This is a genomic window from Pseudomonas helleri, assembly GCF_045830615.1.
Taxonomy (GTDB): Bacteria; Pseudomonadota; Gammaproteobacteria; order Pseudomonadales; family Pseudomonadaceae; genus Aquipseudomonas; species Aquipseudomonas helleri.
Genome location: NZ_CP174501.1, coordinates 2350728 through 2368357 on the forward strand (window position 1 = coordinate 2350728; position 17630 = coordinate 2368357).

Below are 17630 nucleotides of genomic sequence, written 5' to 3' on the forward strand. Positions count from 1 at the left end.
ACCTCGTAGCCAGTTGTGCCGATGAATATCCCTAATTTGATCACCGTTCTACGCGTTCTTCTGATTCCGTTCTTTATTCTGTTGTTTTACCTCCCGTATAGCTGGAGTTATGCCGCGGCAAGCTCTGTGTTCGCTTTTGCCGCAGCAACGGACTGGCTGGATGGTTATCTGGCCCGCCGACTGGAACAAAGCACACCGTTCGGCGCCTTTCTGGACCCGGTTGCCGACAAATTGATGGTGGCGGTCGCGCTGGTGTTGCTGGTGCAAGAACATCACAACTTCTGGCTGACCTTGCCGGCAGCGGTGATCATAGGTCGTGAAATCGTCATCTCGGCCTTGCGCGAGTGGATGGCAGAGCTGGGCGCGCGCGCCCAGGTTGCCGTGTCGAACATGGGCAAATGGAAAACAGCGGCGCAAATGCTGGCGTTGGTCATCTTGCTGGCCAACCCGTCAGATTTCAGCTTCTGGGTCCTGATTGGCTATGGGTTACTGATGGTCGCGGCGGGGTTGACGCTGTGGTCGATGGTTCAATACTTGCGGGCTGCCTGGCCGCATTTGAAGACCACCTCGACAAAATAAATAAAACTTTTTGAATCAAGGGGTTGACGCATTCTTGGAAACCTATAGAATGCGCAACACCAAAACGCGGGAATAGCTCAGTTGGTAGAGCACGACCTTGCCAAGGTCGGGGTCGCGAGTTCGAGTCTCGTTTCCCGCTCCAAATAAAGATTTACAGAGTTCAGCTGAAGTCTGCAAATCGTTGAAAAAAGGACCTTCGGGTCCTTTTTTCGTTTCTTCGCACCTACTAAAACCATCGTTGTCGGGTGCGCTTACATCTCTCTTGGCCGTTGCGCCAGCACTCTATTCCATCCTTAAATTCCATAATGTTTGGAATTAATCCCGCATTATCTTTCCACTAATCCTGACTACAGTGACAGTTCTACTGATTGGGCGTTGGCATCCAATCCCCAGGCATGCATCTTTAAGAGGTCACTGGCATGGACATCAAACTCAAGGCACTGCTGGATCGCGAAGAGATTCGCGCACTCCGCACGCTTTACGCACACCATCTGGACAGCAACAATATCGCGGCACTGGACCAGGTTTTTTCGGCAGACGCCGTGGTGCAAGTCACGGTCGGTAAGATGCAGGGCATCGACGCCATACGTGCTGGCCTGGCTGAGGCTTTCACGCTGTTCGATCGGGACAAGCAAGGGAGTTATCCCTTTATGCATGCCATTGTGAACCACTGGATCCAGTTGACCGGGCCTGATACGGCGCAAGGTCGCTGCTACTTGATCGATTTTGAAACGGCTTCGAAACCCGATCCAAACCCGTTGCTGTTGCTTGGTCTATATGCCGATCAGTACCAGCGAATCGACGGGGAGTGGCGCATCACCCATACCCGCCTTGAGGTGGTCTGGCCTGAGCGTAATGCCCGTGAATAAGCCACGATCAAGCTGGTAGGGGTGCGATCCCATTCTGAAAGCAACCCCAGGCCCTGGAGCCTCTAATGTCTGAAAACCCTTTTGACGGTATTCGCGAGTTTGTGTCTGCCGCTCAGTCACTAAGCTTCACGGCTGCCGCGCTTGAGTTGGGTGTGACCAGTTCGGCGGTGGGCAAAAGTGTCACGCGCCTTGAGGCGCGTTTAGGGGTGAAGCTGCTGCATCGCACCACCCGGCGCCTGGTGCTGACCGCTGAAGGCGAGGCGTATCTGGCCAGTTGCCTGCGGGTGATGGATGAGCTGGCCGAAACGCAGGGCTTTTTGACCACTGGCCAGCAAGCGCCTGTTGGCCGGCTGCGCATCGATCTTCCTGCAGCCTTTGGCCGTCGGCATATTTTGCCGACGCTGATCGACATGGCGGTGCGTTATCAGCAGCTCGATCTGTCCGTCAGCTTCAGTGAGCGGCTGGTAGATATCGTCAACGAGGGTGTCGACCTGGTGGTCAGAATCGGTGTGTTGAAAGATGACGCCGATATAGTTGCCCGCAAGTTGGGCAGCCAAAGCCTGCTGATTTGTGCGACCCCGGCCTATCTACAAACGCATGGCACACCCCAGGCACCCGATGATTTGCTGCATCACGATTGCATTGTCGGCTGGCGTAATGGCACCCGCAAAACCTGGATGTTGAAGGACGAAAAGGGGCAAACCCATGAGCATGAGGTGCGGGTCAAGCATGAGGTCGGTGATGGGGAGATGTTATTAAACCTGACCCTTGCCGGAGCCGGCCTGGCGCAATTGCCCACTTGGCTGGTGCAAACGCCTGTTGAACAGGGCCTGTTGGTCCCGGTGCTTGAGGCTTATGCCGGGGCTGAAATGCCGATAAACGTGATCTGGCCACGGACGCGTTATCTACAGCCCAAGGTCCGCATGGTTGTGGATGAACTGCTGGCGCTGGCACAACGTGATGCAGTGATTTTTCGACCGGACCTAAGCCTTGGGACCGTTTAAAGCAGTGACCTGAAGCGCCCCGGGCGGGCGCTTCAAGTGAGTACGGTTACTGGGCTGGCGTATAAAACGGGTAGTCGACGTAGCCTTTTTCGCCGCTGTTACCGTAGAACGTTGAGCGATCAGGCAGTGCAATCGGCCAGTCGTTTTTCATCCGCTCCACCAGGTCCGGGTTTGCAATAAAGGGTCGGCCAAATGCGACCAGATCCAGCTCACCTGACGCCAGCGCCGCCTCGGCCGATTCGCGATCAAAGCCACCGGCAGCAATCAAGGTGCCTTGGTACGAATCACGAAAGGTCTGGGCAAAACCTTCGGGCATGCGTTCGGCGCCAATGGTCAATTGATCGCTCAGGTGTACATAGGCAATGCGCCGATTTTGCAGTTCGCGCGCGACGGCGACCCAGGTCTCGGCCTCATCATCAAAGGGCGCCATATCAAACAGCCGGCCAAAGGGCGAAACCCGCACCCCCACCTTGCTGCGACCGATTGCATCGGCGACCGCATCCAGGGTTTCCAGTAGCAGGCGAATGCGATTTTCAATGGAGCCGCCATAACGGTCTGTGCGGTTGTTGACCGTTGGATTGATAAATTGCTCAAACAGATAGCCATTGGCGCCATGGATCTCCACCCCGTCAAAACCCGCTTCAACCGCTCTGCGGGCAGCCAGGACAAAGTCGTGCTTGAGCGCTTCGACTTCTTCGGTCGACAACGCACGGGGAGGGCTGGCTTGAATCGGTCCGGGCTGACCGTCTTGGTCGTAGGCATAGGCCAGCGAATTGGCCGCCAACTTATTGCTGGAGGACACCGGGGCGCCGCCATCGGGTTGCAAGGTGGTGTGCGATACCCGGCCCACGTGCCAAAGTTGGGCGAAGATCTGGCCGCCGTCTTCATGCACGGCACGGGTGACGTTTTTCCAGCCTTCAACCTGCTCTTGGGTGTAAAGGCCGGGGTTGAACAGATAGCCGCGGCCCTGAACGGAAACCGGAACCCCTTCGCTGATGATCAGCCCTGCACTTGCCCGCTGGCGGTAATAGAGCACCGTCAGCGCGTCAGGCACGGTGGTCAAGGCGCGTGCGCGAGTCATGGGCGCCATCACGACACGGTTCTTCAGTTCTATGCCCGACAGCGTGTAGGGAGAAAACAGAATGCTCATTAGGGGACCTCTGAAGTGGAGCGCTCCATGGCGCTGATCAGGGCCAATATACGGCGCCAAACCCTTCAGATAATCATCTGCACATTCCAAACATTCAGGCGCCCGGTTCCACAATCAACTGTGGCTGCGCGATTGTCACAAACCGAAATAATTAAGAAGCTTAAGCTAATAATTAAATAGTATTTATTTTAGCTTTTTAAGATCGTTTAGCTTTATGCCTCTCTACAGCGTCGGGCATTAAGTCCGGCGCTTTTTGCATCAGGCTAACTGTTCTCAGGACATGCGCTGACGCTCAACTTTTGCAGCCTGTGGGCGAACCAGATGCCCGTTTTCAAGCGGCGTTTGTCAGGAGCACCTGTGACAGTCATTCAACTTCCTTTGGCGGCGGAGCGAACTCCATCGCCACAAAGGCCTCCTCAAGTGCCCACAGAATTCGCCAGCCAGGGCGATGTGGTGCTTGAGTTTCGGGGCGTCACCAAAACCTATTCAGGGAAAAAAACCGCCCCTGAGCTATTGGCCGTCAGCGATGTCAGCTTGCAGGTGCGGCGCGGTGAAGTGCTGTGCCTGATGGGCACTTCAGGCAGCGGCAAGTCAACGTTGTTGCGCCATATCAACCGCCTGATCGAGCCCACCAGCGGTGACGTGTTGATTGAGGGTCAAGCCATCAGCGGGCTGAACGACAAAGGCTTGCGGGATTTGCGCTCGCGCGGTATCGGCATGGTCTTTCAGCACTTTGGCCTGTTACCCCATCGTACGGTGCTGGATAACGTCGCGCTGCCGCTGGAGCTGCGCGGCGAACCCGAGCCGGTTCGTCATGCCGCTGCCACCTTGCAGTTACAGGCGGTAGGGTTGCAGGGGTGGGGTGAGCATTATCCCCACGAGCTTTCCGGGGGCATGCAGCAACGGGTCGGTCTGGCCCGGGCCTTGGTGACAGAGCCTGACATCCTGCTGATGGACGAGCCTTTCAGTGCGCTGGACCCGACTATCCGCCGCGACCTGCAAAATCACTTTCTGGCACTGGCGCACGAGCGTGGCATCACCACCTTGCTTGTCACCCATGACCCGGCGGAAGCCCTGCGCCTCGCGGATCGCATCGCCGTGCTGCGCCATGGTCGTTTAGTGCAGGTGGGGACCCCTGAGGAGTTGCTCGAACACCCCGCCGATGCCGAAGTTGCCGACTTTTTCCGTGATTCCCTGCCCGCGCCTTCGGTCGCGCAAAAGGTTGCCAGTGTCAGCCTTCAGGCGCCCGGCAATGAGCCGCAGTCGTCACCGGGTGCGCCAGGTTTGCGCGGCTGGCAAGCCCTGTTGTTGGGGCCAGCAGCGCTGGCTGACCGGGGCAAGGGCGGCTTGTTCTGGCTGACGTTTGCCGGTGAACTGGCCGCCTTGGCGACTTTAGGCCAAGGCATTCTCAGCGCATCGTGGCTTGCGGTACTGGCGGCGGTTGTAGTGTTCGCTGCCAGCCGATTCACAGCGTTGTCGGTCAGCCGCCAACCCGTGCGGCGCAATGCGTCGGGGTGGGGGTTGCCGCTGGCCGTGCTGCTGGTCAGTCAGGCGTTGGTGATCTGGCGCGTCTTTACCCCGGACACGGCCAACGCGTTGTTTGAGTTCCCGGCGAACCGGCAGCTGTTATTGCTGGCAGCCGACAGCATCGACCAATTTATTGGCTGGTCCCAGGTGGCGTTCGAAGGTGCGTTTGTCGGCGTGATCGTTGCTGTGCGCACCGTTATCGAGGGCATAGAGAACGTCTTGGGTTGGTTGCCATGGTCCGTCTCGGCACTGGCGTTGGTGTTGCTGGCCTGGCGTTCGGCGGGGTTGGGGCTGGCCCTGACCAGCAGCGTTGCGCTGCTCTACATCGGCCTGTTCGGCTTTTGGGAGCGCACCATCTCCACGCTGGCGCTGGTGGGTTCATCGGTCTTGATTGCCTTGGTCATCGGCGTGCCCACCGGCATTGTGCTGGCGAAACGGGCGCGGATACGCCGTGTGGTCACACCGTTGCTGGATGCCATGCAGACGCTGCCCACGTTTGTGTATCTGATTCCTGCCGTGGCGTTCTTCTCTGTGGGGAAGACGCCTGCGGTCATTGCCACGGTCATTTTTGCCCTGGCACCGATGATCCGCCTGACGTCGCTGGGTATCCAGGAAGTGCCCAAGGATGCCGTCGAGGCTGCTGTCGCCCACGGTGCCAGCCCTTGGCAAACCTTGGTCAAAGTGCAATTGCCGCTGGCACGCCGTTCGCTGCTGCTGGGGATTAACCAGACCATTGTCATGAGCTTGTCGATGGTGGTGGTCGCTGCGCTGATTGGCGCGGGCGGGCTGGGCTACGACGTGATGACGGCGCTGCGCAACATCAAGGGCGGCGAGGGCATCCTCGCGGGGGTGGCGATTGTTCTGTGTGCATTAATTCCGGATCGAATCATTCAATCGAGCTTGCGCAAGCAAGATCGCGCGCACCATTAACTGTGAGACTTATCGTGAAGACACCTCTGTTGCGTTCATTGGGGGCAGCCGCGCTGCTGGCCTCCCTGATTCTTCCGGCCAGCGCATTCGCCAAAGAAAAAATTGTCATTGGTGAGCAGAACTGGACCGGTGCCATTGCTATTCAGAACATCCTTGGCGAGGTGATCAAAAGCCGCCTCGATGGCGATGTCTCGTACCTGGCCGGGGACGTTCCGGTGCTGTTCAGTGCTGCCGCCAAAGGCGATGGCTCGGTGGACGTGCTGACAGATATCTGGCTGCCGAACCAGTCGGCGGCCTGGGCCAAATATGTCACGGGTGGCACCCGCTCACTGGTGCCGAACCTCAAGCCCTATGCGGGTGAGCAAGGCTTTTATATTCCGGGATATTTGCAGGACAAATACGGCGTTAAATCCGTCTACGACCTGAAAAAGCCTGAAATCGCCAAGCTCTTCGAACCGCTGGGTGGCGGCAAGGCTCAATTGTTGGTCGGGCCGGCGGGTTGGGAGTCGACCTACATTGGTGAAATCAAGGCCAAAGATTACGGTTTTGCAGACAAGTTCGAGTCTGTGTCCACCGAAGCTTCCGTCACTTACGCCAAGCTGGCTGCGGCTTACAAGGCGGGGCGCGGCGTGGTCTTTTACGCCTACACCCCGGACTGGATCTTCTCGGCTTTTGACCTGCGCCGCCTGCAAGAGCCTGCGTTCGATGGCTATGCCCAGGACAACAAAAAGGGTGACCCGCTGTACAAAGCTGACGGCTGCTGGAAGTTCATCAGCCCGACAGTTGACCCTGACTGGCTGAACAAGAGCCAGATCACCTGCGCTTATCCGGACGCCAAAGTGCATATCCTGGCATCAACCGCCTTACAGAAACGCGCGCCAAAAATTGCCGAGTTCCTGCGCAACGTAGCCATTGACCCGGCGCAGTTGAATGACCTGATCTTGAAGATCGAAAAGCAAAAAGTACCCGCTGACGTCGCGGCCAAAGAATGGATCAAGGCCAACCCTGCGACGGTTGATCAGTGGCTGGCAGCCCCGGCGCCTACCGTGAGTGCCAACCCATGAGCCATGCCTCCTTGCGTTTGCTGGATGGTGGCATGGGCCGCGAATTGCAGCGGAATGGGGCACCGTTTCGCCAACCTGAATGGTCTGCGCTCGCGCTGATCGAAGCGCCTGAGTATGTGTTGGAGGCTCATCGCGCGTTTATTGCGGCCGGTGCCCGGATCATCACGACCAACAGTTACGCGGTGGTGCCATTTCATATCGGCGCCGAACGCTTCGCCGAGCAGGGGCTAACACTGGCGGGGCGTGCTGGGGCGCTCGCCCGCCAGGCCGCATCCGCCAGCAAGGAGCCGGTCACGGTGGCCGGCTCGTTGCCGCCAGCCTTGGGCTCTTATCGACCGGATTTGTTTGACCATCAGCGTTCGGTGGCGATTCATCGGCAGTTGATCGAGGGTCTTGAGGCTCATGTCGATGTCTGGTTGGCGGAAACCCAAAGCTCCATCGCTGAAGTCCGTGCGCTGGTTGAGGCCCTGGACAAAAATCCGAAACCGCTTTGGCTGTCGTTTACCTTGCTGGACGAGGTCGGTGAGCCACCACGCTTACGCTCGACTGAAGCGGTCGCCGACGCCATACGGGCGGCGGTTGAGTTGGGCGCAAAGGCGGTGCTGTTCAACTGCAGCCAGCCGGAAGTCATGGGCGCTGCGCTGGCGCAAGCGCGGGAGGTACTTGAACAACTGGGTCAAACCCTGGAGCTGGGGGTTTACGCCAATGCCTTTCCACCTGTGAGCAGCGAAGCCAAAGCCAATAGCACGTTGCTTGAGATTAGACATGATCTTGGCCCTGAGGCTTACCTGAGTTGGTCCCGTACCTGGGTGGCGGCCGGTGCCAGCATCGTGGGTGGATGCTGCGGCATAGGGCCTGAGCACATCGCGCAGTTGCATTCGAGTTTATTGCCAGAAAAAGAGAAGGGTGGCGAATGACTGATTTTAATAAAGAGGCACTGGTTGAACAGGCAACCTTTGGCGCCGGTTGTTTTTGGGGGGCTGAGGCGTCGTTCCGGGCATTGCCCGGAGTTATCGACAGCCGGGTGGGCTTTGCCCGCTTTGCCGAGGATGAGTCTGCGTTGATCGAGGTGGTACAGGTCGACTTCGATGCCCAAGTGATTACCTACGATCAACTGATCGCTCACTTCTGGACAGTGCACGATCCCGCTTCTGTGGACCGCCAAGGTGCGGATGTCGGCATCAAATACCGCTCAGCGCTGTTTTTCGGGTCTGAAGAGCAGGCGAAGGTCGCATCCGTAGCCAGGCAGGCGCTGGAGGCGTCGGGAACGTTGAGCCGGCCTGTCGCGACGGTGATTGTGCCGTTAGTTGAGTTTGTGCTGGCCGATGAGGAGCATCAGCGATACTTCGAAAAACATGGCGGCAGCTGTTCCATTTAATCCACTTCAGCAAAGCATCGGGTGCAATTACGTCCGTGTGCCTTCGCTTCATAGACCGCTGTATCGGCCTGCGCCAGCAGACGTTCAAGCAGTATCCCGGCTTCTTGACCGTTCAGCGCCATGCTTGAAACACCGATGCTGACGGTGATGCTATGCCCGTCGACCTTGATCTTGGAAATATGCTGGTGTACCCGCTTGGCCGCGCGTGTTGCGCCTTCAAGGTTCGAGTTGGGCAGCCACAGGGCAAACTCTTCGCCGCCATGGCGAATGACGCTGTCTTGCGCGCGTGCACTTTCTAACAGTCGTTGGGCGACGTTGCGTAACACATTGTCGCCCTCGGCATGGCCATACCGGTCATTGATCTGCTTGAAAAAGTCGATGTCTATCATTAACAAACTACTGACCGATTGACTGTTTGCGGTGAGCATCCACTGTTTGACATTGCGCGTCAGTGCGCGTCTGTTGCCCAAGCTGGTCAGTGGGTCCGTCAGGCTAAGATGGGCGAACTTGTCTGCTTTGGTTCTGGCTTCTTGCGCATACTCGCTCAGTTGCGCATTGGCATACTGCAGTTCAGTGTTGACTTCAGTCAGTTGCAAGGCTGTCTCTTGGGCATGTTGGCGTGCCTTGAGCAACTCGGCTTCAAAACGTTGTCGCTCTTTGGCCACGAAAAACAGCCAGATCACTACCCGTTCGCTTTCGTTCTGACTGATCCGTGCGTTCGTCATCACTGGTAGCAGTTGCCCATTGGGGGTCAGCAATTGCAGGTACAGCTCGCTGAATTCACCGTTTTTTAGCAGCATCGGCCAAGCATAGCTGTGCAGAAATATACGCGAGGCGGGTGGGAAGTAACTGTCCAGGTAATCGCAGTTTTCAGGCGCCACCAATTGCCTGAAGTCCCGATTGGTATGCAGTACGTGACCATTACAGTTTGTGACTACTACCGGGCAGGGCAACCGCTCAAGGTAAAACACAACTGTCGCTCCCTGACAGATAGTGACGTATAGCCGAAGCCACCTGGTGTGGGTGACTCATGTGGGCGCAATGCCCGGTGACGTCCAGAACTTGCAGGACGCTGTGTTTCAGATGTGTGTTCAGGTACTCCCCGACGGGCAGGGGCACCAGCGTATCGCGGCGATGTTGCAGAATGAGGCTGGGTGTTGTGCAACGGCCCAGCTCTTGGCGAATGTCGGAGAAGAAAGTGGCCTGGGCGAATTGCCGCGCCATGACCGGGTCTGTTGAGCAGAAACTGCCTGCCAACTGAGCCGTGATGGGCGAATCTGCCTGTGAGCCTGTCACGACGGGGGCAAAGTACTCTGCCCAACCGATGTAGTTTTGATCCATGAGGGCCAGCAACCCTTCGAGGTCTGCTCGCTCGAAGCCGCCACTATACGCGGGTGGGTCGTTCAAGAAACAGGGAGAAGGCGCCACCAGGACCATTTGTGAGAAAAGGTCAGGACGTTGGATCGACGCCAGGATGCCGATGCTGCAACTCACGGAGTGCCCGACGAAGATCACGTCTTTGGACAGGCCCAAAGCGTCGCACACCTCGATCAGGTCTTGCGCATAGCCGGCCAGCGAGCTGTACCTGAGCGCATCAAATGCCCGCGCATCCGAGCGGCCGCTGCCCACATAGTCGAATAATATTTGCCGGTGGGTGGCGGCAAACTCCGGCGTGAGGAGGTGCCACATGTCCTGATTACAACCAAATCCATGGGCGTAAATGATGACCGGTGCATCGGGGTTCGCGTGGGGCAATTGCTTAACGTTGTTGCGCTGGATGATACCCACTTCTGCAACACCTCTGTTAAGGGGGCGGTGATCAGAGGCCACAACACAGTCCAAGGTTTGTGTCGACAATATGGCGGCAGTAGCGCGTCAGTATAACGAGGGTGATGGCAAAACGGCATCCTTGGCTGGGATGCCCACGAAATCAACAGATCGCAGCCTGCAACTTTACTTGCAGGCTGCGTGAAGGTTCGCTCTATAAAGCGGCTGTGCGCAAGGCGTGTTTATTCTCCGGGCCCGGCACGTCGTGCAGGGATATGCGCGATGTTTCTGGCAGTGCCAAGCCGCCTGCCAGGGCGAGTACCGCAACGGCCATCAGGTAAAACGCTGGCGACAGGTTACTGCCGGTGGTGCTGATGAGCCAGGTGGCTACCAGCGGTGCGGTACCGCCAAACAAGGTGTAGGCCATGTTGTAGGTGATGGCCGAGGCGGTGTAGCGGGTGCGGGTCGGGAAGGTTTCCGAGAGCAGGGCGGCGGTCACCACGCCACACAGCACCGCGCCAATCGCCAGCAGCATGACGCCGATGACAGACGCCGCGAACCCGCCGGAACTGGCCATCAGGAACGACGGGTATACGGCGACGATCAACAGCGCGCAGGCGGTCATGACCGTGGCCCGACGCCCCACACGGTCGGAATACAGCCCGGCCAGCGGGCAGATGGCGGCGGCGAAGATCAGGGCAATCAACGACACCAGCAAGGCCATGGCACGGCTCAAGCCGCCAGCCACTTGCAGGTAGGTGGCGAAGTAGGTGGTGAACATATAGAACGACAGCGCCGTCAGCGACACAAAAGCGCCCAGACAGCAAATGGCAGCGCCATGGTTGCGTAAGGTTTCTTTGAGTGGCGAATGGGCGACGTCGTGTTCTTCGGTGACCGCCTGGAACGCCGGGGTTTCATCCAGTTTGTTGCGCATGTACAGGCCGACCAGGCCCAGTGGCGCGGCAATCAGAAACGGCACGCGCCAGCCCCAACTGCTCATGGCTTCTGCCGACAATGAAGCCTCAAGGGCATAAGCCGCAACGGCCGCTGCGGCGAAGGCGGAGAACGTCGACACCGGCACAAAGCTGCCGTACCAGGCCCGCTTATGGTCCGGCGCGTGCTCCATCAAATAAGCGCACGCGCCTGCGTATTCGCCGCCCGCTGAAAAGCCCTGGGCGCAACGGATCAGCGTCAACAGAATCGGCGCCATTACCCCGATAGCCGCATAGGTGGGCAGCACGCCGATCAGGGTGGTCGCCGCGGCCATCAGTAAAATGGTCATGGCCAGGGTTCGCTTGCGGCCGATGCGGTCGCCGAGCATGCCGAAAATTACTCCGCCCAGGGGGCGAAAGGCAAAGGCAACCGCGAACACGGCAAAGGTTTTGAGCAGCGCCGCGCTGGCGTCTTCACTGGGGAAGAACTGCTGGGCGATGGTGGTTGCGAGAAAGCCATACACCGCGAAATCAAACCACTCGACAAAGTTGCCGATCGAGGCCGCGACAATCACTTTTCTCAGCGTTTTAGGGCTGATGTGCCCGGTTGTGGTGCTGGTCATATGAGCCTCGATAATGGATCCGTGATCGATCGATTATCGGGGCAGCTCTGAGGTGGGAGCGCTTCAAAAGTGCCCTCGACGTATTCATGAACGACGCTGGGTCTTGTCAGTTTGTGTCAAAAAAATAGTGATCAAGGCGCGGATCACGGCGGGCAACGCTTCCAGGTCGCGGACCAGAATGCTGCGCTCACGAACGCGCCAGGGTTCATCGAGTTCGACGATGTGCAAGCCCATGGTCTGTTGATGACGCCGGGCCGAGGATTCCGGCAGGATCGCCAGGCCGACTCCGGCTTCAACCATGCGGCACATGGCCTCGAAGCTGTAGACCTTGATGCGCATATTCAACGTCTGGCCGCTCAGGGCGACTTGTTCATTCAAAAAGCGCAGCAGCGTGGTGCCTTCATGCAAGCCGATGTGGGGATAGGCCAGGGTCTCGGTCAATTTGACCTTTTTGCGTGCTGCCAGTGGATGGTCGAGCGGGGTGACCAGAATCAACTGGTCGGTGCTGAAATGGATGACCTGCAAGCCATCTGCCTTGATCGGCCCGGCGATGATGCCCAGGTCGGTGGAGCCGTCCATCACGCCGCGCACGATGTCACGACTGAGTCGCTCCTGAAGGTCGACGGTAACGCCCGGTCGTTCAGCGAGAAACCCGGCAAGGATTTCCGGCAAGAATTCGGTCGCGGCCGTGGTGTTGGCGAAGATCTTGATATGCCCGCTGGCTTCGGCTCCGTACTCGGTGAACTCGTTTTTCATGTAGTCCACCTGGCGCATGATCACCCGCGCATGGTGCAAAAACAGCTTGCCTGCGGGTGTCAGTTCTACTCCCCGGCTGTCACGGTACAACAGGCGGCTGGCCAGGCTTTCTTCCAGGCTTTTGATGCGCGCACTGGCCGCAGCAGGGGACATGAACGCCTTGCGCGCGCCTTGGGTCATGCTGGGGGATTCGGCGATTTGAATGAACAGGCGCAGGTCGACTAAATCGAAGTGCATGGCAGATTTCCGCTGGGTGTGAGTGCTGGCCTACAACATTGGCGTTAAGCAAATCCGAACGCCCCCTTACGAAAACGCAGATTCACAGATCGCCGGGCTTTTAGCAATCTTGGCTAAAACAACAAGCCACGGGACATTACCGATGAGCGATAACGCACTGTCCACCTGGATCGGTCGCACTGAAGAGATCCACGATCACCTCAGCCTCAACCTGGTCACCCGCATCGCTGCGACGTTGGGCGAGCGCGTGCCACTCGCTGGCGAGCCATTACCTGCGCTGTGGCAATGGTGCTTCTTCCAGCCGGCCGTTGAGGCGAGCGGCCTGGGCGGCGACGGGCATCCGGCCCGGGGTGGTTTTCTGCCCCCGGCGCACAACCGCAATCGCATGTGGGCGGGTGGGCGTTTTGAGTTTTACGCACCACTGAAAGTGGGTGCTGACGCAACGCGGGTTTCCACCATCACCAACGTTCAGGAAAAACACGGCAAGACCGGTTCGCTGCTGTTTGTCACGGTCCAGCATGACTACCTGCAAGACGGCCAACTGGCGATCCGTGAAGAGCAGGACATCGTCTACCGTGAACCGACGCCGCCTAAATTGACCAGCGGCGAGCCGTTGCCTGCTGGCACTTGGCAGGAGTCTGTCGACCCTGATCCAACCCTGCTGTTCCGCTATTCCGCCGTCACCTTCAATGGTCACCGCATTCACTACGACTGGCCTTACGCGACGCAAACCGAGGGCTATCCGGGGTTGGTGGTGCATGGGCCGTTGATCGCCACGCTGGCCTTGCGGGCATTTTGCCGCGCCAATCCCGATGCGCGTTTACGCGGTTTTACATATCGCGGCCTGCGCCCATTGATTGCCCCGCAGCCCTTTGTCGTGGGCGGGCGTGTCAGCGCTCAGGGCAAGGCGCAGGTGTGGGCAGGCAATGCACAGGGCATCGCCCAGCAAGGCGAAGTGACCTTCGACTGACCGTGGCATTCAGCACAATAAATACAACAAGGACCTGAGATGAATCCGTATTTGAACGACGATTACAACGCCATTCGCGAGGGTGTGCGCGCCTTGTGCGCCGAGTTCCCGGCCGAGTACTGGCGCAAGATCGACGAAGAAAAGGGCTTTCCTGAAGCGTTTGTGGCCGCCATGACCGAGGCGGGCTGGTTGTCGGCAATGATCCCCGAAGCCTACGGCGGCTCGGGTTTGGGCCTGGCCGAAGCGTCGATCATTCTCGAAGAAGTGAACCACTGTGGCGGCAACTCCGGCACCGTGCATGGCCAGATGTACAACATGTTTACCTTGCTGCGCCATGGCAGCGAAGAGCAAAAAAGTCATTACCTGCCCAAGCTGGCCAGCGGCGAGTTGCGCTTGCAGTCCATGGGCGTGACTGAGCCCACCACCGGCACCGACACCACCAAGATCAAGACCACCGCCGTGCGCCGTGGCGATAAATATGTGATCAACGGGCAGAAGGTCTGGATCTCGCGGATTCAGCACTCGGACCTGATGATCTTGCTGGCGCGCACCACGCCGCTGGCCGAGGTCGAGAGAAAGGCCGATGGCATGTCGATTTTCCTAGTCGACTTGCGCGAAGCCATCGGCAACGGCCTGACCGTGCAGCCGATTGCCAACATGGTCAATCACGAAACCAACGAGCTGTTTTTCGACAACCTGGAAATCCCGGCCAGCAGCCTGATTGGCGAAGAGGGCAAGGGCTTTCGCTACATTCTCGACGGCCTTAATGCCGAACGTACGCTGATCGCCGCCGAGTGCATCGGTGATGGCCGCTGGTTCAACGAAAAGTCTGCGCAGTACGCCCGTGATCGCGTGGTGTTTGGCCGTCCGATTGGCCAGAACCAGGGTGTGCAGTTCCCGATTGCCGAAGCCCATATCGAGCTGGAAGCCGCGGACCTGATGCGCTGGCGTGCCTGTGACGAGTACGACAACGGGCGCAATGCCGGGGCGGCAGCGAACATGGCCAAGTACCTCGCGGCCAAGGCCAGTTGGGAGGCGGCCAACGCGTGCCTGCAAACCCATGGCGGCTTCGGTTTTGCCAATGAATACGACGTTGAGCGCAAGTTCCGCGAGACCCGCCTGTACCAGGTGGCGCCTATTTCGACCAACTTGATCTTGTCTTACGTGGCTGAGCATTTGCTCGAACTGCCGCGTTCTTTCTGACTACGGTCTTTCGTCTTTCATGGGGAACGCTGCATGAGTCAGCACACGCAAGCGCTTACAGAATTTTTGGCCAATTTGCATCACGCGCAGTTGCCTGAAGCGGTCATTGATCGCACTGAAGAATTGTTTCTCGACTGGCTGGGCTCAGCGCTGGCCAGCCAGGGCATGCACCCGATTCCGCTGTTCGAGCGCTATGCCGCGATGATGGGCCCGACCAGCGGCCCGTCCGGTATTTTGGTCAACGGCAAAACCAGTTCTGCGTATTTCGCTGCATTGGTCAATGGCGCCAGCTCGCACCTGGTTGAGCAGGATGACCTGCACAACAGCTCGGTGCTGCACCCGGCGACCGTGGTCTTCCCGGCAGTGCTGGCGGCGGCTCAGGCACTGGGTAAAACCGGCCGCGAATTGATCGTTGCGGCAGTGGCCGGGTATGAAGCGGGCATTCGTATCGGTGAGTTCCTGGGGCGCTCGCACTACCGCATCTTCCACACCACCGCCACGGTGGGCACGCTGGCGGCGGCGGTGGGTGTCGGCAAGCTGATGGACTTTAACCAGGAACAATTCACCCACCTACTCGGCACGGCCGGTACTCAGGCGGCAGGCTTGTGGGAGTTCTTGCGTGACGCCGCAGACTCCAAGCAATTGCACACCGCCAAAGCCGCTGCCGATGGCCTGCTGGCTGCCTACCTGACGGCTGAAGGGCTGAGCGGCGCACAGAACATTCTGGAAGGCGAGCAGGGCATGGCGGCCGGTATGTCCAGCGATGCGCAGCCAGGCAAGTTGTCAGACGGTTTGGGCACACGCTGGGCGCTGGTAGAAACCTCGTTCAAGTTTCACGCCTCGTGCCGACACACGCACCCGGCCGCCGATGCACTGCTGGCGCTGATGCAGCGCGAGCAACTAGGCGCTGAGGACATCGCAGGGGTCATCACGCGCGTGCATCAGGGCGCCATCGATGTACTGGGCCGCGTGCAGGTGCCGCAGACCGTGCATCAGGCCAAGTTTTCCATGGGCACAGTGCTGGGTTTGATCGCTGTGTATGGCAAGGCCGGATTGCCGGAGTTTCATCAATACGCGCTGACCGATTCGCGGGTGAGCGATGTGCGCGACAAGGTGCGCATGGTGCTGGACGAGGAAGTCGACGGGGCGTATCCGCAACGCTGGCTGGGCCGGATCGAGGTCACCACGCTGGCCGGTCAGACCTTGTACGGGCGCATCGACGAGCCCAAGGGCGATCCGGGCAATACCCTGAGCCGCGCTGAACTGGAAGACAAATTTCGCCGCCTGCTGGCGTTCTCCGGGGCACGCACTGACGAGCAGGCGACGGGCCTGATCGGGCTGGTCTGGAACCTGCGCGAACTCGATGACTTGAGCGCGTTGACGCGAACCACAACCTTTGCCGGGAGCGCAGCATGAACGACAACACCACCAAACCCCGCCCGCTGGACGGCATTACCGTGGTTAGCCTGGAGCATGCCATCGCCGCGCCGTTCTGTACCCGGCAGTTGGCCGATCTGGGCGCACGGGTGATCAAGGTTGAACGCCCTGGCTCCGGTGACTTTGCCCGCGACTATGACGAGCGCGTCAATGGCCTGGCTTCACACTTTGTCTGGACCAATCGCTCCAAAGAGAGCCTGACCCTCAACGTCAAGCAAGACGAGGCCGGGCAGGTGCTCGACAAGCTGCTGAGCACGGCTGATGTGCTGGTGCAGAACCTTGCACCGGGCGCCGCGCAACGCATGGGGCTGTCGTTTGCTGACCTGCATGAGCGCTTCCCGAGGTTGATCGTCTGCGATATTTCCGGCTACGGCGAAGGCGGGCCTTACGAGCAGAAAAAAGCCTACGACCTGCTGATCCAGAGTGAGGGCGGATTTTTGTCGGTGACCGGCGGGCCGGGTGAAAACGAGATGGCCAAGGCCGGCTGTTCGATTGCCGATATTGCCGCAGGCATGTATGCCTACACCGGCGTGCTCTCGGCATTGTTGCTGCGCGACAAGACCGGCGAGGGCAGCCGTGTCGATGTGTCGATGCTGGAAAGCCTGGTGGAGTGGATGGGTTACCCGCTGTATTACGCCTACGAAGGCGCGCCGCCACCGCCCAGAGCGAGCGCCGCCCACGCGACGATTTACCCCTACGGACCGTTCCCCACAGGGGATGGCGGTACGGTGATGCTCGGCTTGCAGAACGAGCGTGAATGGCAGCAGTTTTGCGACAAGGTGTTGCTGAGACCTGACCTTGCGCGCGACTCGCGCTTTAATGCCAATGCGCGACGTTCAGAGAACCGTGCCGAGTTGCGGGCCCTCATCGTTGAGACGTTTGCCCACATGACGGCTGAACAGGTGATTACACGGCTGGACTCGGCGTTGATTGCCAACGCCCATGTCAACGACATGGCCGGGGTCTGGGCGCATCCACAACTGCAGGCGCGTGATCGCTGGCGTGAAGTGGACAGCCCGTCCGGCAAGTTGGCGGCGCTGCTGCCGCCGGGTCGTAACACGGCATTTGAGCCGCGTATGGATCCGGTGCCGGGTTTGGGCGAACACACCGACAGCGTGCTGGCGGAGTTGGGTTACAAGGCGCATGACATTCAGCGCCTACACGAACAAGGAGCGGTGTGAGGCTGGCGCCTCACACCTCCTGC

Annotated in this window: 16 protein-coding genes and 1 tRNA gene; 12 read left to right on the forward strand and 5 right to left on the reverse strand. The window is 59.0% G+C overall.

Going from position 1 to position 17630, the window contains the following annotated elements; genetic code table 11:
• Nucleotides 1–21 precede the first annotated feature (21 nt).
• The 4 genes from pgsA to ACJJU9_RS10520 all read left to right on the forward strand — a co-directional run bounded on the left by pgsA (nt 22) and on the right by ACJJU9_RS10520 (nt 2452).
• Nucleotides 22–579 carry a CDP-diacylglycerol--glycerol-3-phosphate 3-phosphatidyltransferase gene (pgsA, locus tag ACJJU9_RS10505; RefSeq protein ID WP_048370021.1) on the forward strand — a complete coding sequence of 186 codons (558 nt, stop codon included), beginning with the start codon at nt 22–24 and terminating at the stop codon, nt 577–579.
• 66 nt (nt 580–645) lie between these two features.
• Nucleotides 646–721, forward strand: a tRNA-Gly gene (locus tag ACJJU9_RS10510).
• A 277-nt stretch (nt 722–998) separates the two neighbouring features.
• The gene (locus tag ACJJU9_RS10515) at nt 999–1448 is read left to right on the forward strand and encodes a nuclear transport factor 2 family protein (RefSeq protein WP_407730664.1); all 450 of its coding nucleotides are present in this window, start codon (nt 999–1001) and stop codon (nt 1446–1448) included.
• 65 nt (nt 1449–1513) lie between these two features.
• Nucleotides 1514–2452: a LysR family transcriptional regulator gene (locus tag ACJJU9_RS10520; RefSeq protein ID WP_407730665.1), complete on the forward strand. Its 939-nt coding sequence runs from the start codon at nt 1514–1516 to the stop codon at nt 2450–2452.
• A 46-nt stretch (nt 2453–2498) separates the two neighbouring features.
• Here ACJJU9_RS10520 and ACJJU9_RS10525 read toward each other — a convergent pair whose 3' ends face one another.
• The gene (locus tag ACJJU9_RS10525; protein WP_407730666.1) at nt 2499–3602 is read right to left on the reverse strand and encodes an alkene reductase; all 1104 of its coding nucleotides are present in this window, start codon (nt 3600–3602) and stop codon (nt 2499–2501) included.
• Between the two features lie 321 nt (nt 3603–3923).
• On the opposite strand from ACJJU9_RS10525, the gene ACJJU9_RS10530 reads away from it, so the two are divergent.
• From ACJJU9_RS10530 to msrA, 4 genes are read left to right on the forward strand one after another with little or no spacing between them, the layout of a single operon-like run.
• Nucleotides 3924–6059: an ATP-binding cassette domain-containing protein gene (locus ACJJU9_RS10530; RefSeq protein ID WP_407730667.1), complete on the forward strand. Its 2136-nt coding sequence runs from the start codon at nt 3924–3926 to the stop codon at nt 6057–6059.
• A 14-nt stretch (nt 6060–6073) separates the two neighbouring features.
• Complete coding sequence (locus ACJJU9_RS10535) at nt 6074–7123, forward strand: glycine betaine ABC transporter substrate-binding protein (protein ID WP_262123093.1); 1050 nt, start codon at nt 6074–6076, stop codon at nt 7121–7123.
• On the forward strand, nt 7120–8040 hold the full coding sequence (locus tag ACJJU9_RS10540; protein ID WP_407730668.1) for a homocysteine S-methyltransferase family protein: 921 nt from the start codon (nt 7120–7122) through the stop codon (nt 8038–8040). The genes ACJJU9_RS10535 and ACJJU9_RS10540 overlap by 4 nt, the downstream gene beginning before the upstream one ends.
• Nucleotides 8037–8501 carry a peptide-methionine (S)-S-oxide reductase MsrA gene (gene msrA / locus ACJJU9_RS10545; protein WP_407730669.1) on the forward strand — a complete coding sequence of 155 codons (465 nt, stop codon included), beginning with the start codon at nt 8037–8039 and terminating at the stop codon, nt 8499–8501. Before ACJJU9_RS10540 ends, msrA begins: the two co-directional genes overlap by 4 nt.
• On the opposite strand, the gene ACJJU9_RS10550 is transcribed toward msrA, so the two are convergent.
• The 4 genes from ACJJU9_RS10550 to ACJJU9_RS10565 form a co-directional block, all read right to left on the reverse strand.
• The gene (locus ACJJU9_RS10550) at nt 8498–9301 is read right to left on the reverse strand and encodes a GGDEF domain-containing protein (protein WP_407730670.1); all 804 of its coding nucleotides are present in this window, start codon (nt 9299–9301) and stop codon (nt 8498–8500) included. The two genes, msrA and ACJJU9_RS10550, sit on opposite strands and share 4 nt — an antisense overlap.
• Nucleotides 9302–9458: 157 nt before the next feature.
• Nucleotides 9459–10289 (reverse strand): alpha/beta fold hydrolase, encoded by an 831-nt coding sequence (locus ACJJU9_RS10555; protein WP_407730671.1) that lies wholly within the window; start codon nt 10287–10289, stop codon nt 9459–9461.
• A gap of 193 nt (nt 10290–10482) precedes the next feature.
• Nucleotides 10483–11823 (reverse strand): MFS transporter, encoded by a 1341-nt coding sequence (locus ACJJU9_RS10560; protein ID WP_407730672.1) that lies wholly within the window; start codon nt 11821–11823, stop codon nt 10483–10485.
• Nucleotides 11824–11907: 84 nt separating this feature from the next.
• The gene (locus ACJJU9_RS10565) at nt 11908–12816 is read right to left on the reverse strand and encodes a LysR family transcriptional regulator (protein WP_153330050.1); all 909 of its coding nucleotides are present in this window, start codon (nt 12814–12816) and stop codon (nt 11908–11910) included.
• A gap of 142 nt (nt 12817–12958) precedes the next feature.
• On the opposite strand from ACJJU9_RS10565, the gene ACJJU9_RS10570 reads away from it, so the two are divergent.
• Genes ACJJU9_RS10570 through ACJJU9_RS10585 form a run of 4 tightly spaced genes read left to right on the forward strand, consistent with a single transcriptional unit; the run spans nt 12959 to nt 17607 of the window.
• Nucleotides 12959–13786 (forward strand): MaoC family dehydratase N-terminal domain-containing protein, encoded by an 828-nt coding sequence (locus tag ACJJU9_RS10570; RefSeq protein ID WP_407730673.1) that lies wholly within the window; start codon nt 12959–12961, stop codon nt 13784–13786.
• Between the two features lie 39 nt (nt 13787–13825).
• The gene (locus tag ACJJU9_RS10575; protein ID WP_278937712.1) at nt 13826–14989 is read left to right on the forward strand and encodes an acyl-CoA dehydrogenase family protein; all 1164 of its coding nucleotides are present in this window, start codon (nt 13826–13828) and stop codon (nt 14987–14989) included.
• 33 nt (nt 14990–15022) lie between these two features.
• The gene (locus ACJJU9_RS10580; protein WP_407730674.1) at nt 15023–16405 is read left to right on the forward strand and encodes an MmgE/PrpD family protein; all 1383 of its coding nucleotides are present in this window, start codon (nt 15023–15025) and stop codon (nt 16403–16405) included.
• Nucleotides 16402–17607 carry a CaiB/BaiF CoA transferase family protein gene (locus ACJJU9_RS10585; RefSeq protein ID WP_407730675.1) on the forward strand — a complete coding sequence of 402 codons (1206 nt, stop codon included), beginning with the start codon at nt 16402–16404 and terminating at the stop codon, nt 17605–17607. The genes ACJJU9_RS10580 and ACJJU9_RS10585 overlap by 4 nt, the downstream gene beginning before the upstream one ends.
• The last annotated feature ends 23 nt before the right edge of the window (nt 17608–17630 follow it).

What these genes read in the sequence shown, in the direction of transcription:
- ACJJU9_RS10560 (WP_407730672.1), bottom strand. Translation starts at nt 11,823, where the DNA reads ATGACCAGCACCACAACCGGGCACATCAGCCCTAAAACGCTGAGAAAA.
- ACJJU9_RS10565 (WP_153330050.1), bottom strand. Translation starts at nt 12,816, where the DNA reads ATGCACTTCGATTTAGTCGACCTGCGCCTGTTCATTCAAATCGCCGAA.
- ACJJU9_RS10580 (WP_407730674.1), top strand. Translation starts at nt 15,023, where the DNA reads ATGAGTCAGCACACGCAAGCGCTTACAGAATTTTTGGCCAATTTGCAT.
- ACJJU9_RS10540 (WP_407730668.1), top strand. Translation starts at nt 7,120, where the DNA reads ATGAGCCATGCCTCCTTGCGTTTGCTGGATGGTGGCATGGGCCGCGAA.
- pgsA (WP_048370021.1), top strand. Translation starts at nt 22, where the DNA reads ATGAATATCCCTAATTTGATCACCGTTCTACGCGTTCTTCTGATTCCG.
- ACJJU9_RS10570 (WP_407730673.1), top strand. Translation starts at nt 12,959, where the DNA reads ATGAGCGATAACGCACTGTCCACCTGGATCGGTCGCACTGAAGAGATC.
- ACJJU9_RS10525 (WP_407730666.1), bottom strand. Translation starts at nt 3,602, where the DNA reads ATGAGCATTCTGTTTTCTCCCTACACGCTGTCGGGCATAGAACTGAAG.
- ACJJU9_RS10550 (WP_407730670.1), bottom strand. Translation starts at nt 9,301, where the DNA reads ATGCTGCTAAAAAACGGTGAATTCAGCGAGCTGTACCTGCAATTGCTG.
- ACJJU9_RS10515 (WP_407730664.1), top strand. Translation starts at nt 999, where the DNA reads ATGGACATCAAACTCAAGGCACTGCTGGATCGCGAAGAGATTCGCGCA.
- ACJJU9_RS10520 (WP_407730665.1), top strand. Translation starts at nt 1,514, where the DNA reads ATGTCTGAAAACCCTTTTGACGGTATTCGCGAGTTTGTGTCTGCCGCT.
- msrA (WP_407730669.1), top strand. Translation starts at nt 8,037, where the DNA reads ATGACTGATTTTAATAAAGAGGCACTGGTTGAACAGGCAACCTTTGGC.
- ACJJU9_RS10530 (WP_407730667.1), top strand. Translation starts at nt 3,924, where the DNA reads ATGCCCGTTTTCAAGCGGCGTTTGTCAGGAGCACCTGTGACAGTCATT.
- ACJJU9_RS10585 (WP_407730675.1), top strand. Translation starts at nt 16,402, where the DNA reads ATGAACGACAACACCACCAAACCCCGCCCGCTGGACGGCATTACCGTG.
- ACJJU9_RS10575 (WP_278937712.1), top strand. Translation starts at nt 13,826, where the DNA reads ATGAATCCGTATTTGAACGACGATTACAACGCCATTCGCGAGGGTGTG.